The organism is Bacillus sp. FSL M8-0266, assembly GCF_038613425.1.
In the GTDB taxonomy this organism is placed as follows: domain Bacteria; phylum Bacillota; class Bacilli; order Bacillales; family Bacillaceae; genus Bacillus; species Bacillus pumilus.
This window is the reverse complement of the sequence record NZ_CP152015.1, coordinates 1,011,318-1,028,867: the sequence shown is the minus strand read 5'-3', so window position 1 is coordinate 1,028,867 and position 17,550 is coordinate 1,011,318. Positions and strand designations below refer to the sequence as shown.

General features: G+C 40.5%; 18 protein-coding genes. 6 read left to right on the top strand and 12 right to left on the bottom strand.

Going from position 1 to position 17,550, the window contains the following annotated elements; all coding sequences use genetic code 11:
• Nucleotides 1-26 precede the first annotated feature (26 nt).
• Nucleotides 27-545 carry a DUF3267 domain-containing protein gene (locus MKY83_RS04970; RefSeq protein WP_003210901.1) on the top strand — a complete coding sequence of 173 codons (519 nt, stop codon included), beginning with the start codon at nt 27-29 and terminating at the stop codon, nt 543-545.
• Between the two features lie 82 nt (nt 546-627).
• Nucleotides 628-813, top strand: coding sequence for a hypothetical protein (locus tag MKY83_RS04965; protein WP_072368131.1), 186 nt, complete (start codon nt 628-630; stop codon nt 811-813).
• A gap of 53 nt (nt 814-866) precedes the next feature.
• Here the strand turns inward: MKY83_RS04965 and MKY83_RS04960 are convergent, their stop codons facing one another.
• Together MKY83_RS04960 and MKY83_RS04955 are read right to left on the bottom strand one after the other, a co-directional pair.
• The gene (locus MKY83_RS04960; RefSeq protein WP_017360317.1) at nt 867-956 is read right to left on the bottom strand and encodes a YjcZ family sporulation protein; all 90 of its coding nucleotides are present in this window, start codon (nt 954-956) and stop codon (nt 867-869) included.
• A 145-nt stretch (nt 957-1,101) separates the two neighbouring features.
• Complete coding sequence (locus MKY83_RS04955) at nt 1,102-1,188, bottom strand: YjcZ family sporulation protein (protein WP_008361129.1); 87 nt, start codon at nt 1,186-1,188, stop codon at nt 1,102-1,104.
• A 161-nt stretch (nt 1,189-1,349) separates the two neighbouring features.
• On the opposite strand from MKY83_RS04955, the gene MKY83_RS04950 reads away from it, so the two are divergent.
• Nucleotides 1,350-2,252, top strand: coding sequence for a peptidylprolyl isomerase (locus tag MKY83_RS04950; RefSeq protein WP_044140682.1), 903 nt, complete (start codon nt 1,350-1,352; stop codon nt 2,250-2,252).
• Between the two features lie 53 nt (nt 2,253-2,305).
• Here the strand turns inward: MKY83_RS04950 and MKY83_RS04945 are convergent, their stop codons facing one another.
• The 4 genes from MKY83_RS04945 to MKY83_RS04930 all read right to left on the bottom strand — a co-directional run bounded on the left by MKY83_RS04945 (nt 2,306) and on the right by MKY83_RS04930 (nt 7,680).
• Nucleotides 2,306-2,536 (bottom strand): sporulation YhaL family protein, encoded by a 231-nt coding sequence (locus MKY83_RS04945; protein ID WP_044140681.1) that lies wholly within the window; start codon nt 2,534-2,536, stop codon nt 2,306-2,308.
• A 116-nt stretch (nt 2,537-2,652) separates the two neighbouring features.
• A complete protein-coding gene (yhaM, locus tag MKY83_RS04940; protein ID WP_065098931.1) occupies nt 2,653-3,597 on the bottom strand; it encodes a 3'-5' exoribonuclease YhaM in 945 nt (314 codons plus the stop codon).
• A 62-nt stretch (nt 3,598-3,659) separates the two neighbouring features.
• On the bottom strand, nt 3,660-6,449 hold the full coding sequence (locus MKY83_RS04935) for an AAA family ATPase (RefSeq protein ID WP_065098932.1): 2,790 nt from the start codon (nt 6,447-6,449) through the stop codon (nt 3,660-3,662).
• A gap of 16 nt (nt 6,450-6,465) precedes the next feature.
• The gene (locus MKY83_RS04930) at nt 6,466-7,680 is read right to left on the bottom strand and encodes a DNA repair exonuclease (protein WP_185107611.1); all 1,215 of its coding nucleotides are present in this window, start codon (nt 7,678-7,680) and stop codon (nt 6,466-6,468) included.
• 172 nt (nt 7,681-7,852) lie between these two features.
• On the opposite strand from MKY83_RS04930, the gene MKY83_RS04925 reads away from it, so the two are divergent.
• Nucleotides 7,853-8,041: a YhzD family protein gene (locus MKY83_RS04925; protein ID WP_065098934.1), complete on the top strand. Its 189-nt coding sequence runs from the start codon at nt 7,853-7,855 to the stop codon at nt 8,039-8,041.
• Between the two features lie 31 nt (nt 8,042-8,072).
• Here the strand turns inward: MKY83_RS04925 and MKY83_RS04920 are convergent, their stop codons facing one another.
• The 6 genes from MKY83_RS04920 to MKY83_RS04895 all read right to left on the bottom strand — a co-directional run bounded on the left by MKY83_RS04920 (nt 8,073) and on the right by MKY83_RS04895 (nt 14,914).
• The gene (locus MKY83_RS04920) at nt 8,073-8,843 is read right to left on the bottom strand and encodes an enoyl-CoA hydratase (protein ID WP_185107613.1); all 771 of its coding nucleotides are present in this window, start codon (nt 8,841-8,843) and stop codon (nt 8,073-8,075) included.
• Between the two features lie 177 nt (nt 8,844-9,020).
• Complete coding sequence (locus MKY83_RS04915) at nt 9,021-10,295, bottom strand: SidA/IucD/PvdA family monooxygenase (protein WP_185107615.1); 1,275 nt, start codon at nt 10,293-10,295, stop codon at nt 9,021-9,023.
• Between the two features lie 75 nt (nt 10,296-10,370).
• Nucleotides 10,371-11,870: a coproporphyrinogen III oxidase gene (locus MKY83_RS04910; protein ID WP_342490544.1), complete on the bottom strand. Its 1,500-nt coding sequence runs from the start codon at nt 11,868-11,870 to the stop codon at nt 10,371-10,373.
• A gap of 114 nt (nt 11,871-11,984) precedes the next feature.
• Nucleotides 11,985-12,851 (bottom strand): Cof-type HAD-IIB family hydrolase, encoded by an 867-nt coding sequence (locus MKY83_RS04905; protein WP_065098937.1) that lies wholly within the window; start codon nt 12,849-12,851, stop codon nt 11,985-11,987.
• 451 nt (nt 12,852-13,302) lie between these two features.
• Nucleotides 13,303-13,659: a YlbF family regulator gene (locus tag MKY83_RS04900; RefSeq protein ID WP_012009440.1), complete on the bottom strand. Its 357-nt coding sequence runs from the start codon at nt 13,657-13,659 to the stop codon at nt 13,303-13,305.
• A gap of 121 nt (nt 13,660-13,780) precedes the next feature.
• A complete protein-coding gene (locus MKY83_RS04895) occupies nt 13,781-14,914 on the bottom strand; it encodes a DUF445 family protein (RefSeq protein ID WP_065098938.1) in 1,134 nt (377 codons plus the stop codon).
• Between the two features lie 214 nt (nt 14,915-15,128).
• Between MKY83_RS04895 and MKY83_RS04890 the strand changes: the two genes are divergently transcribed.
• Nucleotides 15,129-16,232 (top strand): YheC/YheD family protein, encoded by a 1,104-nt coding sequence (locus tag MKY83_RS04890; RefSeq protein ID WP_065098939.1) that lies wholly within the window; start codon nt 15,129-15,131, stop codon nt 16,230-16,232.
• On the top strand, nt 16,189-17,547 hold the full coding sequence (locus tag MKY83_RS04885; RefSeq protein WP_342488240.1) for a YheC/YheD family protein: 1,359 nt from the start codon (nt 16,189-16,191) through the stop codon (nt 17,545-17,547). The genes MKY83_RS04890 and MKY83_RS04885 overlap by 44 nt, the downstream gene beginning before the upstream one ends.
• The last annotated feature ends 3 nt before the right edge of the window (nt 17,548-17,550 follow it).

The following is a 17,550-nucleotide window of genomic DNA, read 5'->3' as shown; positions in this document are numbered from 1 at the left end:
GTTTTTTAAGATTGGAAGGATGAAAAATGAATTGTTGGAAGACCATTAATCTTGAAAAGGATTATGGTTATACAAGACTGCTGATTTCAGCCATCAGCCTTGCTATACTTTTTTTCATTACGGCTTTTTTATGTTTTCAACTGACTCATCCTGAAACGAGACTAAGCAGTCACAACGCACCGCTTTTTGCTATGCTTTTACTTGTGACATTGCTTGTCCACCGTGTGGTTCACTTGATCCCAGTGATGAAAAACAAGAAAAAAATGACGCTATTTAAACGAAATTGCTGGCAACGTGTACCAAAGAACATCATGCTTTATTCACTTCTCAGTCCATTTTGTGTGATTTCACCGGTTTACTTTGTGTTAGGTGTGGCGTTTCCAATGTATGCACACTATTTTATCATCATCGCAAGTATTCATGCAGGCTATTGTTTGCCTGACTTTTTATTTGCATGGAAACTGCTCAAAGCACCTAAATCCTGCATCATCGATCAAGCCCAAGACGAGTTTGATATTTTAGTTGACCAAACATCCTCATCATGAGGTTTTTAAAGCCAACTTCTATCTTTTTCATAAAAAATTTGGTAATGTAGTATGGGAATAGCATAGAGAGGGGGGATCTCCGATAGTTTTATTTTACTTCATCGTCTTTGCCGCGTTTATTGTGTATTCAATAAACAGGCTTACTAATACATTATGCCTTGTCAGAGAGATTCCTGAAGAACGGCAAGATAAGGTGTTTCGCTTTATCAATGTATCGATACTGATCTTACTGATCTCATCATTTGTTGAAATTACCATATCTATTTAAGATCAAAGCAAAAGCTGCCAGTTTGAGGGCAGCTTTTTGTGTATATTGATTAATTAGCAAATCCAAGATGCACCGATAATGATCAATAAGATGAATAACACGACGACTAGTGCAAAACCGCCAGCGAAGACTTCTCCTCCCATGTAAAAACACCTCCTGCCAGTTCTTCCTCTGTTCTAAGCTCAGTGTATGCTATAAAATTGAAAACGTTTAGGCACCTGTCATCGTTTGAAAAAAGAACCGCCCGCACGCATGGCAGGACGGCTCCTTTCTGTCACGGCGATTTAATTAGTAAAGATATGCTGCACCAACGATGATCAGCAAAATGAATAGCACGACCAATAAAGCAAACCCATTAGAATATCCTGCTCCCATATAATTCAGCCTCCTTTTTGTGATCACTATATGTGTATGTAGCGCGCAAATTTTTGACTAGACGAATGCCCTTCCATTTGCATTTCTTTTTACAGCGTGTCACAATATGTTATGATACAAGCAATGATAAATAAATTGGAAAGATTAGGAGTGTTTTTTGAATGAAAAAAATGGCTTTAGCAGCTGTAACAGCAGTTAGTGTTTTAACTCTTGGCGCATGCAGTAGTGGTGATAAAGATGTCATCGCAACAACAAAATCAGGAGATGTCACAAAAGAAGAGCTTTATACGACTCTTAAGAAACAAGCAGGTGGAGATGCTTTAAATCTACTTGTTCAACAAAAGGTTCTTGCTGACAAATACAAAGTATCTGATAAAGAAATTGATAAGAAAATGGAAGAATATAAAAAGACACTTGGTGAAGATCGTTTAAAACAACTTCAAGATGAATTCGGAAAAGATTACATCAAAGATCAAGTGAAATATGAGCTGCTGACTCAAAAGGCTGCCAAAGCTAACATCAAAATCACTGATAAAGAAGTAAAAGCGTATTACGATGACCTAAAAGGGAAAATCCGCGCAAGCCACATTTTAGTAGCTGATAAGAAAACAGCTGACGAAGTGGAAAAGAAATTAGATAAAGGTGAAAAATGGGATGCTGTTGTGTCTGAATATTCAACTGATACCGCTTCAGCTGCACAAGGCGGAGATGTAGGCTGGTTCGCAAAAGAAGGTCAAATGGACGAGAACTTCAGTAAAGCTGCATTTAAACTAAAAGTGAATGAAATCAGCAAACCAGTGAAATCACAATTCGGCTACCATATCATTAAAAAGACCGAAGAACGCGGTAAATACGATGACATGAAAGCAGACTTGAAAAAAGAACTACTTAATCAAAAACAAGCAGACACAAATGAAATCCAAACCATCTTAAACAAATTGGTGAAAGATGCAGATGTGAAAGTAAAAGATAAAGAGCTTGAAAACACGTTCAAAGAAAAATCTGAACAACCTGCACAAGATCAACAACCTGCACAAAATCAACAATCTCAACAAAACCAGTAATCGCAAAAACCCCCTCTGCCGTGATTGGGCAGAGGGGGTTTTATATCACCTGATTAAGCAATCGAGTGATCTTCATGTGCCGCCGTATCCTGGGATCTTTTCATTTGCTGCCCCTGACGTCTGCGCTCTCTTTCTTGCTCCATTCGCTCGATAAAAATTTCTCCTTCCTTTTCAATAAAGGATTGATCAATCTCTTGCTCCTCTTTGGCCGTTGTCATTAATTTATACGCACAGAAAATAATGCCAATGATACATGCATACACCCACCATGGAAAAAACAACATTTTTTCATCGCCTCCTTTTTTTCAGAACAGCTCTCTCTTCCCTTGTGTTACATGCTTATGCAAAAAGAAGACAAGTTATGAAAAAAACGCCCGCAGAAGCGGACGTTTTGACATGGTTATTCGTGAAAGGTTGGTTTATAAAATGAACGATTCTCTAGCGCAAAAATACGTTCTGTATATTCTCCTGGCTTCACATGCTCAAGCGCACGATCCATCATATTCATCTTCGCATCTAAATTATCAATATAGTGGAGAATTTCGGCTTCCTTCACCATTGGTGGTTTCGGGCTGCCCCACTCTCCTTTTCCATGATGACTCAGTACTAAGTGCTGTAAAATCAGAATTTCTTCTGAGTCAATACCCAGCTCTTCTGCAGCTTTCGCAATTTCTGTCACCATAATCGAAATATGACCAATTAAATTCCCTTCCACCGTATAGGTGGTTGAGACTGGGCCTGAAAGCTCTTTGACTTTTCCTAAATCATGAAGAATGATGCCTGAATATAAAAGATCTCGATCTAATGATGGATATAAGTCAACAATCGATTTAGCCAAATGCAGCATGGACACTACATGATAAGCAAGACCAGAGACAAATTCGTGATGGTTTTTTGTTGCTGCTGGATAGTCAGCGAATTCCTGTCCATATTTTTTCAGCAAATGCCTTGTGACACGCTGTAAATTAGGGTTTTTCATATCAAAGATATATTGCATAATCGTATCCATCATATCATGTTTTGGAATAGGAGCTGTTTCGAGAAAATCATCAATTCGAATTTGCTCATTTTCAGCAACAGGGCGTATATTCCTAAGTTTCAGCTGATTCCTCCCGCGATAATGATGAATATCGCCTACTACCTTCACAATGGTTTGCGCGGCATAGGTTTGTTCATCATTCTGCTTCGCATCCCATAGTTTCGCCTCAATATCTCCACTTTGATCTTGAAGAATTAACGTTAAAAATGGTTTGCCATTACTCGCAATCCCTTTAGTAGATGATTTAATTAATAAATGCAGGTCAACTTGTTCGCCGACATCATAGGTCATGATCCCTTTAGCCATTCAATAAAAGCTCCTTCCATGTTTCTGCTCATATAAGTATAACATAAGTCATTATTTGTCAATCATTCAACTGCTAAACTCGTAACCTGTCCATCTTCTGCCGCTTGCTTCATATGCTCATGACAGGTGAAATAAAACAGCTGTGTTTCAAAACGTGTGAGCTCGTTCATCATCTCCAGCACTCTGCCTAGACGAACGTGATCGAAATGAACAAAGCTGTCATCCATCATAAACGGAAGCTGACAATCTTGCTGATGAGACAAAGCAAGCGCAAAACGAATCGCCAGATAGATCTGTTCACACGTTGCCTGTGAAAGTTCCTCTGGACGGAATATTCGTCCATCCATTCTTTTCACCATGAGCAAGTCATCTTCAGGTGAAAATAAAATCGCTTCATAACGATCATTTGTTAACGGTTGAATAAAACTAGAGGCTGTTTGAAGCAATGCAGGCAGCCTTGTTTCTTTATGCTCATTCAATTTTTCTCGTATGACGGAGCGGACAAGCTGAATGGCCGCCCATTTTTTTGCGAGGTGCTTCGCATGCTCCTGCTCTGCGGCAAGCTGATGAGTCAAATCAGACACCGTTCCAGAAGCTTCTATTTGCCGGATTTCCACCGCTAGTTCTGCTAAACGCTTTTCCATATTCTCCGCATTCAATTGAACGTCATGAAGGTGCTGCTTTGCTTCTGCACACTCCTCCTCAAGGAGAGGTAGTCCTTTGCGAACAATCCATTCCTCCTCATCAAAACAACCGCTTCTATGAAGCTCTTGATTCAGCTGCTGCAGCTCAGAAAGCCGTTCCCGGTATTCTTTCGATAGATGAGAAAGCACTTGGTAATCTTCTTTGGACTCTGCTTCTACTTGACGAAAAAGCTCGTCAGTTTGTTTTTCGTAATATTGAATTTCATCTTCTAGTGTCGAGAGCTGCTGCATCGCATGTTGAATGGATACATGTAATGTCTGGCGTTCTTTTTCTCTTTTCGCCTCATCTTTCAATATCTCTTGAAAGGCTGAAATATTCTCCTGAATAAATACTTCCTTTTTTTGACAAATACTACTTAATGCTGAAACCTTGCGCTCATAAACCGATTGCTTATCGGAGAGCACGTCTAATTCACGCTGAAGCTCCTCATATGCCGCTGTATTCATTTTTAATTGTTTGAGAATATGGAAGGCCTCGACTAGGAAAGAAAGCTCAGACGACAAGCCAAGCTGCCTCTTCTTTTCCTCTACTTGCTGCTGGACAGGCTCTAGCTCTAGCTCCCAGTCTTCATATTGCCGGATGATTCTTTCGTACAGCAGCTCCTTCTGCCTCATAAGTGTTTCAGTTGAAGCTGCCTGCACTTGAAAGGAATCTAAGGCGTCTTCGCCGCTTCTTTGTTTCATAGGGCTCATTTGACTGAATGAGTAAATGACAAAGAAGAGAAAAACAGAAAATCCCGCAAACAAGAACGTGATCCACCACTCTGTTAAAAAGAATAGAACAAACAGAAACACCACATCAAATGCGATCAAACCTCGGAATAATGACGTCAGGGAATAAACCGGTTTCTTTTTCGATCTTGTCTCCTTCGCATCATCTTCTGCTCCGTGCAGTCTCACTTGCTGTTCCTTTAATCCTTTTAGCGCGGCTTCTGCTTCGTCCAGCTCATGTCTTGCGTGATCAAATCGTTCATCTAACTGCGCCTTTCTGTCCATGAGACGAACGTATTGAGTGACAGACTCCTTTAATTCCCACTCAAATTCAAGCGAATCGTCGATTTGTTCGAGCTTTATCGGGCGCTCCCACTTTAGCTTTGCTACCGCTTCGTCGATTTTTTGTTTCAATGAATCACGGTTTGCTCGACACTCTGCTATACGCTTTTTCACAAGCTCAGCATTAGATGCTTCATCTACGACTCGTTTCATCTCCATTAAGGTATCCTTGTCATAAAGCGGTTGAACTTGTACGAGTGAGGTTTGCAAATGATCTAACTTCTGTTTCAGTGCAGTCAATTGAGCCTTTTTTGGGTGAAGGTGTGATTCTAGTTTATCCAGCTCATGCTCTGTTTCTGCTCTAAAACGTTTGACCCGGTCTGGAAAGCGGGCTAATTCCTTTTTCAACTCCACTTTTTTCTCAATCATGGGATACACTTGAATGGATTCAGTCAGTTTCTGAAGGTGTTCTTCTGCTTGCTTCATTTCATTTTGAAGCTTTTCGATCGTCTCCGTTAATTCAGATTGCTCCCGTTTCTTTTCGGTATAGCTGCCTTCTACCAATCTCGCTTGTTTCAGCTGACCTGTCAGCTCTTTTAAATGACCAAGCTGCTGGTTTAATTCAGGCTTGCGGCCATTTGGTTTAAACAGCTGCTCCTGCTGCTTTAGCAGCCTGCTATCCATCTTGTTGGCTGCATCTGAGCCAAATAAACTTGAGAAAAGTAGAAATTCGCCTATTTGATCCTGATTTAAGGCTTGGACATTTTGCAGTCCGAACACATCAAATGAATAGATTGATTGATATAATCTGCGATCCGTTCCCTTTAAAAGTGTCTGTAGAAAAGCCTCGTCTTTCACTTCACCATTCGGTAAAAACACCTGTGCTTGACCAACGCGGTCGGATGTTCTCTCAATGTGAATAACGCCTAACTCGTCATCTTCGCAAGTGAGGGAACCACCATAAAAAGAACCCTGTTTCGTCTTGTACATCTTGTTTTTTGGAAAACCAAATAACATCGATTCAATAAACGTTTTCAATGTCGTTTTCCCAGATTCATTCAGGCCGTAAACTAGCTGAAAACCGTCATCAGAAAAGTGAAAGGTCCGATTTGAAAATTTCCCAAAATGGGCGATATGGAGTGAACGTATTTTCATTGTGCCTCTCCTTTTCTCATAATTGCTTTAGCTGTTCTTTCAGCAGCCTTTGTGCTTCTTCTTTTATATCCACTTCATCCTCTATTGTGAGAGCTTTTCCTGACTTTCTATAAGTTGGGTGACGCTTGATCGGTGATAGAAGCTCTTCATATGCCTCAAACTGTGAAATTTCAGCAGTGAGTTCCTTTAAAAAAGAATCTTCTGGATAGGCGATTTCCTCATTTGTTCGGCAATCAATCGATATCACCCAAACGAATACATCTTCATCTTCTTCCTGTTCATGAAGAACGGTCATCAGCTCCTCAAGCAACTCAAGCTGCATATGCTCAAAGTAAGGAGGAGCCTCACCCATCAATTCAATTTTCACAAAATGAGGGACGCCATCCTTTTTCAGTTCACTGATTTTGTTATCCACAAGTATCACAAGATCCGTCATATGAACCGTCTCTGTGATGTCTATTGCAAGTGTCTCAAACATCACATCCGCACAGCTCATAAATTCCGCTGTCGCAGAATCCTCGGAGAGTTGAACAACGTAACAGCCTTTCTCTCCTGTTTCTTTTATATGTCTGCCCTGCATGTTACCAGGGTAAATAATCAACGGGTCTTCATGCAGAAGGGCTCTCTTATGTATATGTCCAAGCGCCCAATAATCGAAATCTCGGGAAACGAGCTGCTCAAGCTGAAAAGGTGCGTACGCGTCATGACCTTCTTGTCCAGCTAATGTACCGTGAAGCATTGCAATGTGAAAGGCAGCATCTGTCGTTTTGACGTAATGTGAGGTCATATTTTCATAGACAGCACGCTCTTTGTAGCTAAATCCATAAATACTTGCGACAAGCTGATCTCCTCTATAGTAGGATTGCTCACTTGGGGTACTGGTTGAAAAAACGTGCACATTCTCAGGCCACTCAACCGGTGTCCATTCACCGCCTAAATGATCATGATTACCATAAATAATAAAGACTTCAATCCCTTGAGTTTGCAGTCTTAGAAACTGATTTCTTAAAAACAGCTGTGCTTTCAGGCTGCGGTTGGATTCGTCAAATAAATCTCCACTCAGTAGCACAAAGTCTACTGCTCGACCAATGGCGAAATCAAACATATTCTTCGCACTTTGAAATGTACTTTCTTTGAGCCGCTTAAAGGGTAAGCTAGGGATATTCGACATTCCTGCAAATGGACTGTCTAAATGTAAATCTGCGGCATGAATAAAGGTGAGCTTAGTCAAACGTCTATCTCCTTGTCCGATACTGTCATTGTCCATATTTTATCATGCCATTTTTGCGAATGCACGTTCTATCACTCTCATTCTAAAAAACACATTTTTAAGGGCTAAAAAAGAGGTTTTATCTTATTCCTTGTTTAATTACATAGAAAAGTAGAGGAAAGGAAGATGAGGAATGGCGAAGACATACTTTTTAACTGTATTTGACCCATCGGGTGAGACTTTATTAAATGAAAAAATCACAACGGATAGTGATGAAAAGGCAAAGGAATTAGGTCGCCATCGCTTAATCGAACAGCAATACACGAAGCATTCTCATCGGCTCGTTGATGATGCAGGCAAGCTGCTTTTATTTGAACGTTAAAAAAGCCGGCATTCGCCGGCCTCACATCCGTTTATACATTCTGGAACACAGGTCGTCTTTTTTCTAAAAAGGCCTGAATGCCTTCCTTATGATCATGGCTTTGCCTCAGCCTTGCCTGTGCTGTCCTCTCTTTTTGAAGAACGGCTAGCAGCTCAGGTTCTGACTGCTGGAAATAGATTCGCTTTGTCTCGATAAATGCTTGAAGCGGCATGTTCATAAACGGCTTCACACATACCTTTTGATACGCATCGACTTCCTCTTGAAACACGCCGTCTGCAAGGCCCAGCTTTAGCGCTTCTTCAGCAGGAAGCTTTTGTCCGCTCCAAATCAATTGTTTCGCGGTTTGTTCACTGACTCTTTTTGTAAGGAAAAAGTGCCCTCCGCCATCTGGAATTAAGCCTACTCCATTAAAATTCATGGCGAGCTTTGCATCTTGATGCATAAACAAGTAGTCACAGCTTAAAGCAAAGCTAAAAGCAAGGCCTGCCGCTGACCCGTGGACAAGAGCAATCGTCACTTTTTTCATACCAGCTAGAGAAAGTGTAATCCCCTCGATCAAATCCATCACACGATGGAAATCTTCTTCACTTTCCTGCTTAAGCATCATGCCAATATCTCCGCCTGCTGAAAACCCTTTTCCCGCGCCCTTGATCACAACGACTTTTGCACTACTTTCCTCCGCTGCATCACATGCCTCTTTGAATTCAGCAAACATGTCCACATGAAATGAATTATAAGCCTCAGGCCTTTTGAAAACGATTTCAAAAATATCCCCGTCTAGCTGACAATTGATATATGTCATCACCCATCCCCCTTTTCTTTAAACACATGACTTACTTCCATTTCAACCCGAATAATCCCTTTTCCTCTGCATAAGAAATTTCAGGATCAGTCGATACCAAAATAAGCATAATTATTGAAACGAAAAATATATTTTTATATAGTAAAGGACCCTATGCTGGGGTCCCTTTTTCATCTCTTATTCAAATTGCTGAAAGGCTGTTTCTTGCTTGACTGGCGCTTCTTTGCCCCCACGAATGGTTTGAATCACTTTCTGGTTGCGGTAGATGGATAGTTTTAAATTGGTCGCCGCTGTTCCATGAGAGTGATCTAGGTGCGTGAATGTAAAGAAATGATGCGGACGCTTGTCTTTGAACACAAGCCTGAAGTCTTCTGTCACTTTAAAATGCTCTTCACTTTCCCATTCAATTAAAGGTTCATACGCACTAAACCATGCCGGAATATTCGGTTTGTACCCTGTAGCCAATACGACATGATCTACTGTTATACTCTTTTCTTTCTTTAGCTGCCACTGCTTTAGGTGCAGCTTCAGGGACTGATTCTCCTCCACCTGAATGGCTTCAAGCACGGTCATTGGCTGAATAATCACAGATGGCTCTTCACCTGAAACAGACCGATGATACAATTCCTGATAAATGCGTGAGAGCGTCGATGCATCTATCCCATTTCTTAATCCAGTCAGCCTAGGCAATGTGTTCATTCGTTCTTCATAAGGAAGCGAATGGAAATATTCAACGTACTTTGGTGTAAACAGCTCCTGACCAAGCTCAGCCGTCTCCAGCTCTCTAAATTCACTAGATCGCGTAAACCAAGATAGCTGCTGCCCTTTCTTCTGATACTGAAGCAGGTCTAAGAAGATTTCGGCTGCACTCTGCCCAGAGCCAATGACCGTCACCGCCTCAGCTTCATGAAGTTCTTTCTGCTGCTCTAAATACCGGCTGCTATGGGTCACATATGGCAGTGCAGCATCAGGCACATTGACAGGAATCATCGGTTTGCTCCCTGTTCCGAGCACGACATGCTTTGCCCGATACTCAGAAAGCGATCCATCCTTCAATCGCCGGACTTTCACAAGATAACCACCTTGGCAGTCCGTCACTTCCTCTACCTTCATCCCAAATTGACAGCTATCTAATTCACCTGCGACCCATGACAAATACTCATTGAATTCTCTTCGCGGAATGTCAAACTGTTCAAATGTATAAAACCGGTGAAGTCTATTTGATTCATGTAAATAATTTAAAAATGTATATCTGCTCCTTGGATTCGCCATCGTCACAAGATCAGCTAAAAAGGAGACTTGTAAATCCGTTCCTTTGATCAGCATACCAGGATGCCAAGCAAATTCAGTCTCCTGTTCAAAAAAACAGCATGAAACATCTTCATACTCCTCTAACAAAGCCGCCAAACCTAAATTGGCAGGTCCAATCCCAATTCCGATCACATCAATCATATGTACACCTGCTTTAACTTTTTATCACTTATATACCCTTTTACAAATGAAAAAAACACTGCGTCACCGCAGTGTTTAAACGTGAGGAACAAATAATGACTCAAGAAATTGAATTTTCTCTTCAGTATAGTGTTCATAACGGTCATTATATGATTTTGGATCTTTTGGATTGGCATATTGCGTAATTTTTCCTGAACGTGGATCAATGAACTTACTAGCAGCACCGCATCCAATCCCAATGATTGTCTGCACTTCTTCCATAATAATGATATTATACAAACTTTCCTGTCCATCTAATGAATACCCGACATTTTCAAGGTTCCCTAAGATGTTTTTTTGTCTATATAAATAATAAGGATGATAGTCATGTGCTTTCGTCCAAGCGACCGCTTCATCCATCATACGTGTGATTTCTTCTCGGTCAGCTACTTGATATTTGTCCTTATTGCGTGTCATCTCAGACGCTCTTTTAAAGGAGAGCGTATGCACAGTTAAAGATTCAGGCTTAAGTTCTTCAGTCTGCTGCAAGGAATGCTGGAATTCCTTGAGCCCTTCTCCTGGCAAACCAATAATTAAGTCCATATTAATATTATTCATGCCATACTGTCTTGATAAGTGATACTTTTCAATCGTTTCTTCTACACTATGGTGCCGGCCAATGGCTTTCAGTGTTTCATTCTCATACGATTGTGGATTGATACTAATCCGGTCAATATGATATCGGTTTAGCACCTCTAGCTTATCAGGCGAAATCGTATCAGGACGTCCTGCTTCGACAGTCACTTCCCGTATATGTTTCACATCAGGGAACGAGCGATACATTTCTTCATACAGCAAATCCATTTCTTCCGCAGTGATACTTGTCGGCGTACCTCCGCCAAAATAAACAGTCGTCACTTTGATCCCATGTTCTTTTAGCCAAGCATCAATTTTTTGCATCTCATAATGCAGACCAAACAAAAACGTTCCCACTCTTCCAGCTTGTCCTTTAATCGCATAAGCAGGAAACGTGCAATAAGCGCATTTTGTTGGGCAGAAAGGAATACCAATATAAATACTTACTTCCTGCTGAAGGTCATACAGATCCGGAATCGCTTGAAGCTGACGGTCAACAATCTCCTGCATCAAATCGATTTTTTCATCATGAATCAAATAATCACGCTTTAATGCAGCATGCGCATCTTCCTTTGTCATACCTTCTCTCAGCATCTTATGAAGTAATTTTGTAGGACGTATCCCTGTGAGAATACCCCACTTTTGCGTCATTCCTGTGTGCTCCTGAAGCAGATGTAAATAAACAGACAGCACTGTGTTTTTGATTTGCTTCCAGCGCTCCTTGTCATTCAAGCCCTCTGGGACGTCTCGCGAAAAACGACTAGTGATGTCTGACCCAGCGATATAGCCAGATGCTTCCACCGTTCCATTTTCTTCTTCCCAGCTAAACACCATGGTTAAGCCATCTTCCAATTCATCTGGATCAAACAGCACTTCACTATCTTCTTCAAATAAATTGGCTATATTGACAAGCGGGCGATGAAATCGTTCATCTGACAGCCCTTTAATTAAAATTCGCATCGTATCACCTTTATCTTCAAACTTGTTTCATTTTACAAAATCTATGTAGGAAAAGCAATGACTGGAACAGTTGAAGGCCCTGCCATTTCTTAATTGACAGGGCCTTCGTCTATATTATCGTTTAATATCGAATTGATGTAAAAATCCTTCTCTTTGCTGCATTCTAAAGTATTCTTTGATCATATAAGCGACTCCCTGTTCATCGTGCGAACGTGTCACCCAATCGGCTTTACGCTTAACAGTATGAGGTGCATTTCCCATCGCAACGCCTAAGCCAGCCAATTCGAGCATTGGGATATCATCTGTTCCCTGCCCAATGACCACCGTATCTTCTAAAGTCAAACCTAATGCTGAGGTCAATAGAGAAAGCCCCGCTTCTTTCGATACGCCTTTGCATACAATATTCATTTTCTCATCACTGATCCGAATAAGATCGACAGATGGAAAAGCTTGTTGAATGGTTCGGTGAATTTCAGGCTGAAGCTCTGCGGTTGAATATACTTCAATCACTGGTGTACTGACCGGTTCATCCATCAGCATATCACTTAGCGATTCAACAAATTGCACGGGATAGAAAATTGGATCAGACGGATGAATCAACGTCTTTCCCATCAGCTGTGACTGCGTTTTTTTCCGGTTGCCAATCGAGAATTTTTCATGCAGCAAGCGAACATTACAATCAAAGCTTTCAAGAATTTGTACAAGATTAAACGTTTTTTCTTCCGTTAGTTTCTTCACATGAAGCGGCTCATCGAGTTTATTCGCGATAAATGCACCACTATGCGTCACAAGGGTTGACGTTGGAATCTTCAACGCCTTGGCAATTTTTTGTGCGGAACGAAAATGCCGGTTGGTGACAAGCGTCACGTAAACCCCTTTTTTCTTCACGTATTCCACAGCTTCTTTTGTAGCGGAATGGATTTTTCCATTGGAACGAAGTAACGTTCCATCTATATTGAGTGCAAGTAATTTTTTTGACACTGAGGCATCCCCCTTCTTGATGACTGTACTTACGATGAGGATATGCCCTAGCTTGGTGCTTTAGAACATGCAGTTAAAAGAGCTCTGTGTGTTATGAATCTTTTGCAAATAAAAAAAGCCTACCCCTAGGCTTTTTTTTATGTATGGTTTGGATGCGTCACAATGAGGTGATGAAGCTCCCCATGATCCCCTTATCTTTCACACACCAAAGCATTGCTTATATCAGATCCCCTTATGCTTTGTGTTTCTCCCAGAAGCGCTTCTCTCTCGTTTGGCTAATCGCCATAAATCCCAAGTGAAACGCACCCAATTGTCCCATGAGAGCGCTCATTTGAAAGCACTTTCAATATAAGTATTATCGCAGAATTTATGAGCTTCGACAACCTTTTTTTGAAAAGTTAGACAGGGAACATGTGAAATAAAAAAAGGGCGAATATCATCGCCCTTTTCATTAATTTTCTTCTGGATTCCCATAAAGCTCTTCAAGAGGCTTCATGATCACTTTATTTAATTCTCCGATGAGAACACTCACACGTTGTTCTGCTTCCATCAACTGAGAGATTTTATCGTGCTGTTGAACAAGGGCTACTGTTTTTTGAGCTTGCTCCACTTCTTCTTGTGTGATCTCTTGACCAGTCATTTGTTTTTGTTGAAGGTTTACTTGAATGTCACGGAAGTTCTCGAACATTCTTTTAGAGGATTCATCCGCGTTTACCTCATCATAAAGATTTTTTAAAGTTGAATATTCTTCGCTATGACGCAGTGCTTTTTCAAGGTCATATGCAACATCATAAACATTTACAGACATGTTATGTCTCCTTTCTATCCGTTATCACCGATATGATCGGCGGACACCACTCCACTATAACAAACTATGGCTTTCGTTTCACATATATACAATGAATTCATCAAAATTTCTCTAGTCTGTCTTAAAATAACGTGACAAAGATTGCTTGGATTGCGCCAATTAATCCGCCTAAAAGACCGCCTAAGAATGTAATCATCTTGAGCTCCTTATTGGAAATACTGACGACAAGCTCTTCCATTTTTTCTAGCGGGAAAAGTTCAATTTGTTCACGAATGATGTCTTCAAATTGCAACTTTGCCAGCAGACCCTCTAAAACATTTGATGCCGCACTGATCCCCTTTTGAATCAGTACTGGTGCAACGTGTGTTTTAAGATCATCCGCTACAGCACTGACATATGACCCAACTGACCTGTCTAATATCAGCTTGGTTGAGAAATGAGAAAGCAATTGGTTTTTCACGCTAAATATAAGTTCCTTCACATTCCATCTTTCATCAAGCTCATGTAGAGAGAACTGCTTCACCTTGTCCCATTCTTGAACAAGCAAATCTGATAAAAACCTTTTTGTCTCTGCGTTTCTTAAAAATTTGATGATTTCAGGATGTACCCGATCAATTAAGCTTGAATTTCCTAGAAACATTTGGACCATACTGCCGAGCATTCCTCTTTCTTTTAAGAAATCATCAATCATATTACCGAGTCTTGATTTTCCTTCCTCACTTTCAAAATAATGAATCCCTCTCTTTAAAATATAATCTGCTGCATCTGGAATTTTTGAAGATATTTTGTTTTCCACATCTTGCGGAAGCAATTCAGATAAAGTTTGCTCATTATAATTTTCAAGTAGTGAATTGAGCTTATGATCAGACCACTCATGGATCCATTCATCTGCTTTGACGTCAGCCTGTGATACGCCGAAGCTTTCAAGCAAAGATAGCACTGTTATCTCCATTTCAGCGCCTTTGTCAATATATCGATGGACTGTATGTAAGATTTCTTGCTTTGCCTCCGATGATTCAAATCGCTTTTGAATACCTTCTGGCGTGAGCAAATGCTCCATCACCATGACACCAACTTGCTTGGCTACTTCGTCTCTTCTTTTCGGAATGAGCCCTGGTGTAAAAGGAAGCTGTTTCCCGAATAAGTAATACGGCTTATAAGGGCGAAAAAGCATTTTAATCGCAAGATGGTTTGTTGCTGCTCCAATGACTGCGCCTATCACAATCATAAAGATAAACGTTGTGAATATATTCAAAGTCGTCATCAACCTTTCAAATAACACCCGATGTTTATTGTTTTAACCTATACGTATTATAGTTGTTGTCAAGTTCCCAAGCAAATGAAGCATGCTGCTAGACATATGATCAATCGATCTGTCGTAATGATAAAGGAGCGCAATCTTTATGTAAAATCATAAAAAAGTGTTTTTCTGCTGGTAAAAAAAGAAGTTGAAAAGAAGGTGTTTTTTAATGACATCAACATTAGGTATTGTGACCCTTTCACCGAAGTATGAAGAGACATTCACACGTGGGCTAGCCAAAGCTGCCCCTGCTTATGGTTTAAAGGTTGTCCGTTTTACACCACTTGATTTAAAGCCGGCTTCAAATTTGATACAAGGTCAAACATATACGAATGGTCATGGATTCGTCGCAGCAGAATTTGAGATTCCTGACTTGATTTACGATCGATGCCTTTACAAGCATGACGCACAATCTAAAAAAGCAAAACCAATCATGGATTGGCTGAAAAAGTATCCGAAAACAGATTTTTTGAATACAGGTATTTCAAATAAAATGATGCTATTCGAGCAGCTCCGCCTTCTCCCTGCTTTACAGCCATATTTACCTGTCTGCTCATTATTAAAAAAGACATCAGACCTTCTCAGCATGTTAAGGAAAGACGGTTATTGTAAAATGCAGCCGCTCTCTCAACACCATGCAGCATCTACTTACTTCATTTTCTTAAAAGACAACACTTTCACTGTTCAGCTAAGTCCCGAGCAAGTCATCACATTTTCGCGTCCATCAGATATAGAGCGTTGGTGTAAAAAATATGTAGGCCGATATTTCCTTCAATTTTTTCAGACGAGTGATGAAAAAGACTTTTTATTCAATGAAATAAGGATTTTCCTGATGAAAGATTCACAAAATCAGTGGAATCGCATAGGAATTCACACAAAATCACCTACAGAAAATAGTCATTTAAGCATTACACAAAAATCAGCAGCCATGATAGGCTTTGATCACTATATAAACACCTTGCTTCCGCACATCAAAGAGCTTCTTTTAGATGATATTGCATCCATTCAAGCATCTCTGCCAGTATATATAGATAAAACCCTTTCCCCTTGCTTTGAATTCGCTGTAGACTTACTTCATACAAGTGAAGGCAGGCTTTTCATATCAAATATAAGATCAAAACCAGGGCGATCCGCTTTTTTAAAAGCTTATCCTGACAAGGAAAATCATTTGATTCGTACCATTCTTGCACATGCCCAATCGATGAAGTCTCAACCGAAGGAGGTATCTTATGAACAAAAATCGCTGCATCATCGCTCCTCATCCCACAAGTGAAAAAACAATTCATCTTCCCGTCCGTTTTAAACAGCAGGAGGCGATCTATTCTCTTGCTTTAGGTTCCCGTTTAATAGATGACTTCACCGTTTCCTATCATCAACATCCGAAGAAAATTTTATTATCAGAAGATCTATATAGAGATTTACGAATTCCTTATCAATCAAAAGCTGATGTGATCGCCATTTATCATACCCTGTTTTTAGGGCCACTGCTTGGTATTTTCACCGCAGGTTTTGAGCAAAGCACGCAGCCACTCGGAACGAGATCAGACTTTTTTATCAAACTGCTGCGCTCTTTCAAACAACATGCCGGTTTTGCCTATCTTTTTGGTACTCATTCTATTGATTGGGATAAAGGAATGGTAGAAGGATTGTTGTACCAACAGCAAACATGGGTTAAAAAACAGATGCCCCTGCCTTCAGTCATTTACGACCGTCTTCCAAGTAGAAAGACTGCTCAGTCAGCATTCATTCAAGAAACAAAACGCAAACTCACTCAAGACTATGATATTCCTTGGTTCAACCCTCATTTTTTTAACAAATGGGATATTCATGAACAACTGTTAACAGATGAAAAAACATGTCCTTTTCTTCCACATTCCATTCAATTGGACCCGGTGGACGCTCTAAATAAAATAGAAACACTCCTCCATCTACATCAGGTCATTTACTTAAAACCGTCAAACGGCAGTCACGGCGACGATATTTATCAATTAAACAAGAAGGCTCATGGAATCATTGTATGCTCAAATCAAGGAAGAGCTGTTCCATATGACTCATTAGAGGATTTCGTGACCAATCTCCGGAAAGATCACGCGGTTCAAGACTTTATGGCTCAACAAGGCATTGCACTTCTTCAAATAGACAATCAACCAATGGATTTCAGAGTCCATACCAATAAAAATAAGTACGGTCATTGGACAGTCACAGCAGCAGCAGCAAAAATTTCTGGCAATCACACCGTCACGACTCACCATTCACATGGTGGCTCCGTGAGAACACTTTATGATGTTTTTCCAGAAAAGAAGAAGCGTTTCAAAATCTTAGAGCAGCTTTCTTATACGGCCATCACGCTTAGTCAGGTAATTGATGAAAAAATGTCCGGTCATATTGGTGAAATCGGTTTTGATTTAGGTATTGATCAGACAGGAGCTATCTGGATGTTTGAAGCCAATTCTCGCCCTGGCCGCGAGGTTTTCCAGCATGTCTCATTGCGAAACTCAGAAAGGCTGATCGGCAAAAGAATCATGGATTACGCATCTTACCTTTCACAAACGACCTCAACAACTACAGACCATACAAACGTCTACTGAATG